Source organism: Alcanivorax profundi (assembly GCF_003597125.1).
GTDB lineage: Bacteria > Pseudomonadota > Gammaproteobacteria > Pseudomonadales > Alcanivoracaceae > Alcanivorax > Alcanivorax profundi.
In genome coordinates this window covers 1-371 of the sequence record NZ_QYYA01000194.1, presented here as the reverse complement: position 1 = coordinate 371, position 371 = coordinate 1, and the positions used below count along the sequence as shown (strand labels likewise).

Here is a 371-nt window from a genome sequence, read left to right as displayed (position 1 = left end):
TGATAGCCTTGAGGAAGGCGCGGCTGGTAATGGTAGAAGCGGTGATGGCGTCTACTGCATTGCCACTCTTATCGTCCTTAGATACGTGGAGGTCGCCATCCTTTGGAGTCTTACCGATGATGCTACCCTTTCCGTCCTTCTGAAACCAGGTAGCGGCCTTGGCGCCCAGACCCGGAGTCTCTGAAGCCTGAAGCACGGTATAACCCATAATCTTGCCCTCAGTATCGAAACCTACGAGCACCTTCAGATCGCCACCGAAACCACCGGTTGTACTCTCTACGGCAGCACCCAGCTGCTTGCCGCTCTTGTCTGAGCACTTATGTATGGTGAAAGAGAATTCCTTACCGCCAAACTCCTGCTTCACCTCTTCA

General features: G+C 53.4%; 1 protein-coding gene. It reads right to left on the bottom strand.

Annotated features, from left to right (window positions below; translation table 11 throughout):
• On the bottom strand, window positions 1–371 hold a 371-nt coding region (locus D4A39_RS19450; protein ID WP_119918612.1), incomplete at both ends, for an RnfABCDGE type electron transport complex subunit G.